The 4,077-nt window shown below is 70.3% G+C and carries 4 protein-coding genes; all 4 read left to right on the top strand.

Features of this window, described 5'->3' with window-relative positions:
* Window positions 1-95 precede the first annotated feature (95 nt).
* The 4 genes from K2Z83_RS16010 (at window position 96) to K2Z83_RS15995 (ending at window position 3,921) form a co-directional block, all read left to right on the top strand.
* On the top strand, window positions 96-902 hold the full coding sequence (locus tag K2Z83_RS16010) for a cyclic nucleotide-binding domain-containing protein (RefSeq protein WP_220596194.1): 807 nt from the start codon (window positions 96-98) through the stop codon (window positions 900-902).
* A gap of 157 nt (window positions 903-1,059) precedes the next feature.
* Window positions 1,060-1,887 (top strand): S1C family serine protease, encoded by an 828-nt coding sequence (locus tag K2Z83_RS16005; RefSeq protein WP_220596193.1) that lies wholly within the window; start codon window positions 1,060-1,062, stop codon window positions 1,885-1,887.
* 161 nt (window positions 1,888-2,048) lie between these two features.
* Window positions 2,049-3,056 (top strand): MoxR family ATPase, encoded by a 1,008-nt coding sequence (locus K2Z83_RS16000; protein WP_255604062.1) that lies wholly within the window; start codon window positions 2,049-2,051, stop codon window positions 3,054-3,056.
* A complete protein-coding gene (locus K2Z83_RS15995; RefSeq protein WP_220596192.1) occupies window positions 3,025-3,921 on the top strand; it encodes a DUF58 domain-containing protein in 897 nt (298 codons plus the stop codon). The genes K2Z83_RS16000 and K2Z83_RS15995 overlap by 32 nt, the downstream gene beginning before the upstream one ends.
* The last annotated feature ends 156 nt before the right edge of the window (window positions 3,922-4,077 follow it).

Genomic DNA, 4,077 nt, shown 5'->3' with positions numbered 1-4,077 from the left:
TGAGGGTGTGGGAGAGCGCAGCTCTCCCACACCCTCATTGGCTGCAGATATGCTAGAATGCCATACCGTTATCCGCAACCGAAGGCTTTTCGCCCATGATGACCGTCGATGAGCGCCGGCTGGTGCTGCGCCGCGCGCGTATCTTCGCATCGACGCCCGACGCGGCGCTGCTGCCCCTCGCCGATCTGGCCGAGGAGCTTGTGGCCGCCGAGGGCCAGCAGGTCGTCGCCATGGGCGACCCCGGCGACCGCATGTATCTGATCGCCTCCGGCCGGATGCGCGTCCACGACGGCGACCTGCTGCTGAACTATCTGGAGGAGGGCGACTCCTTCGGCGAGCTGTCGGTCTTCGATAGCCAGCCGCGCAGCGCCTCGGTGACGGCCGCGCGCGAGACGACGATGCTCTGCCTGCGCCAGGAGCCGCTGCGCGCGCTGGTGAGCGCCAACCCTGAGGTGGCCCACGGCGTGATCGGGGTGCTCTGCCACCACCTGCGCAACCGGGTGCGCGATGTGGTCGAGGACTACAGCTACATCAGCCAGGTCGGCCAGCTCACCGCCGCAGCCCACGCCGTGGAGGACGGCACCTATGAGACGGGGCTGGTCTCCGAGGTGGCCCGGCGCACCGACGCGCTCGGCCAGCTGGCCCGCACCTTCCAGCGTATGGCCGACGAGGTCCAGGCGCGCGAGCGCCAGCTGCGCAGCCAGATCCAGGAGCTGCGGGTCGAGATCGACCGCAGCCGCCAGGCCCGCCAGGTCTCCGAGATCACGGAGAGCGACTACTTCCAGCGGCTCCGGCGCAGCGCCGATGAGCTGCGGCGCGCGGTGGCGCGCGGCAGTGCTGCCGGCCAGGGCGATGATCGCCCCCGGCCCGACGCCCGCGACACAGGCGGCGATGATGGCTAGCATAATCTCGGCCCACGCATCCCGTGGCGGAGCTGGCGAGCCCGACCTCGCCCTCCGCCCGCGTTCTCTCAGCGCAATCTTATCTTTCGGGGGCGAAATGATGCTATAGTGATCTCTAAGCCATTCTGTTTTACGCATACGACCAGCGAGCATGCACATGCATGACCCCCCTGCGGCACCCATAGGGCCGTGGCGACAGCGCATCCGTGAGCTGCCAGCCCGCGCGCGCGGAGCGGCCCCCTTCGCCCTCGGCGTGATCGCGGCCCTGCTGGCGATGATTCTCTACGGCGCGATCTTCCCCTCCCCAACGCCGCTGACCGCCCGCGAGGTGAGCGAGGCGGTCGCCCAGACCATGGCCTCGGCCACGCCCGCCCCCGCCCGCGCCTCCCTGGTCTACCAGTTCATCCAGCCCTCGCTCGTGCTCATCCAGACCCAGGGCGAGGGCGATGTGGGCGGGCTCGGCACCGGCGTGGTGATCGACGACCGGGGCGACATCCTCACCAGCCTGCACGTCGTCGACGGAGCATCCGCGATCACCGTCACCTTCGCCGACGGCAGCGAGTCGCCGGCCCAGGTGATCTCAGCCCAGCCCGAGAACGACATCGCCGTGCTCGCCGCGGCCCAGCTGCCCGCGCAGCTCGTGCCGGCCACCCTGGGCAGCCCCGGCGCGATGCGCGTCGGCGACGAGGCCTATGTGGTCGGCCACCCCCTCGGCCTCTACGGCTCCATGAGCGCCGGGGTGATCTCCGGCTTCGACCGCTCCTTCACCATGCCTAACAGCGAGCGGCGCCTTGAGGGCCTCATCCAGGTGGACGCCGCGGTCAATCCGGGCAACTCGGGCGGCCCGCTGCTCAACCGCGACGGCCAGGTGATCGGGATCGTCGCCGGCCTGGTCAACCCGACCGACCAGAATGTCTTTATCGGCATCGGATTCGCTGTGCCGATCACCACCGCCGGCGGCGCAGCCGGGCTGCCGCAGTATTGAGGTGGCAGGTGGCAGGCACCAGGCGGCAGGCGCGAGGCGGCGGCAGCCCGCCAACGTAGGGCCGAAGCACGCGCCCGGCACGGCCACCCACAGCCCCAGCACTGCCGCCGTGCTTTGGCCGTGCGCAGGCACCAGGCACCAGGCGACAGAAGGAGACCCGCATGACCCAACCCACCCGCACAGGCCACACCCCCATGGAGCGCGTGCTGTACGAGGTGAAGAAGATCATCGTCGGCCAGGACCACCTGCTGGAGCGGCTGGTCGTCGCCCTGCTGGCCCGCGGCCACATCCTGGTCGAGGGCGTGCCCGGCCTGGCCAAGACGATGGCGATCAAGACGCTGGCCGGCTCGATCGGCGGCGAGTTTAAGCGCATCCAGTTCACCCCCGACCTGGTGCCGGCCGACCTGACCGGCACGCGCATGTATAGCCAGAAGACGGGTGACTTCAGCGTCTCCTTCGGCCCGGTCTTCACCAACCTGCTGCTGGCCGATGAGATCAACCGCGCCCCGGCGAAGGTGCAGAGTGCCCTGCTGGAGGTGATGCAGGAGCGCCAGGTGACGATCGGCCGCGAGACCTACCCGGTGCCTAACCCCTTCCTGGTGCTGGCCACCCAGAACCCGATCGAGTCCGAGGGCACCTACCCGCTGCCCGAGGCCCAGGTCGACCGCTTCATGTTCAAGGTGCTGGTCGGCTACCCCAGCACCACCGAGGAGTTCGTGATCGTCGAGCGCATGACCGCGCCGCTCCAGGCCGTCCAGCGGGTGCTCGACGCCGAGCAGCTGCTGGAGCTCCAGCGCGAGGTCGCCCAGGTCTATGTGGACCCGGCCCTGATCGAGTACGCGGTGCGTATGGTGGCGGCCACCCGTGACCCGAAGACGGTCGGCATGGAGCAGCTGTCCCGCTATGTCACCTTCGGGGCCAGCCCGCGGGCCTCGATCAATATGATCCTGGCGGCGCGCGCCCTGGCCTTCGTGCGCGGGCGGGCCTACGCCCTGCCCCAGGACGTGCGCGACATGGCCCTCGATGTGATGCGCCACCGCCTGGTGCTCTCCTACGAGGCGCTCTCCGACAATGTGAGCGCCGACGACCTGCTCGGCGATATCCTCGGCCGGATCCCCACCCCGGAGGTGCCGCTGCATGAGCGACAGACGACCAGACGTAACGCCTGAGCGCATCCTCCACCGGATCGACTGGCACGTCATCCGCCGGCTGGACGGCCTGCTCCAGGGCGACTACCGCAGCCTGTTCTACGGCTACGGGGTGGACTTCGCCGACCTGCGCGAGTACCAGCCCGAGGACGACGTGCGCGCCATCGACTGGAATGTGACGGCGCGCATGGACGCGCCCTATGTGCGCCAGTATGTCGAGGACCGCGAGCTGGCGGCATGGCTGCTGCTCGACCTGAGCGGCTCGGTGGACTTCGGCGCGGCGGGGCGCTCCAAGCGCGCGGTGCTGACCGACTTCGTGGGCGCGATCGCCCGGCTGCTCACCCGCCACGGCAACCGGGTGGGGGCCATGCTCTACGGCAGCCAGATCGAGCGCACCATCCCGCCCAAGGGCGGGCGCATCCAGACCCTGCGCCTGCTGAACGAGCTGCTGCGCCGGCCTGACCCCGGGCGCGCCCCGCTCACCGACCTGGCCCCGCTGCTCAACGCGGCCCTCGGCGCGGTCAAGCGGCGCTCGCTGATCTTCCTGGCCTCCGACTTCATCTGCGCGCCGGGCTGGGAGCGCCCGCTGACCATGCTGGCCCGCCACCATGAGGTGATCGCCGTGCGCCTCTGGGACCCGCGCGAGCTGGAGCTGCCCGACGTCGGCCCGATCATGATCGAGGACGCGGAGACGGGCGAGCAGCTCTATGTGGACACCCGCGACAAGAAGTTTAGAAAGCGCTTCGCCGAGGCGACCGCGCGGCGCGAGGAGGCCCTGGCCGAGTCGCTCAGGCGGGCCGGGGTGGCCACGCTGCCGCTCTCGACCGACGACGACCTGGTGCGGGCGATCGCGCGGTTCGCGGCGATGCAGCGGCGGCAAAGGTAGGGGCGCAGCAGGCGCAGGCGCTATGTGCGGGGGATGTAGGATGCAGGGCTGTTGCAACGTCATGAGTGCCCCACGGCGGGCGGCTAAAGCCGCGCCGATGGGGCGCGTTGTGCCGGGCGTCGGCCTGCGCCGACGCCGGAACCGCCCGCGCAGGCG

This window comes from Oscillochloris sp. ZM17-4 (assembly GCF_019599295.1).
Lineage (GTDB): Bacteria > Chloroflexota > Chloroflexia > Chloroflexales > Chloroflexaceae > Oscillochloris.
Note: the sequence above shows the minus strand (reverse complement) of the source record. Positions and strands in the feature narration are given on the sequence as shown.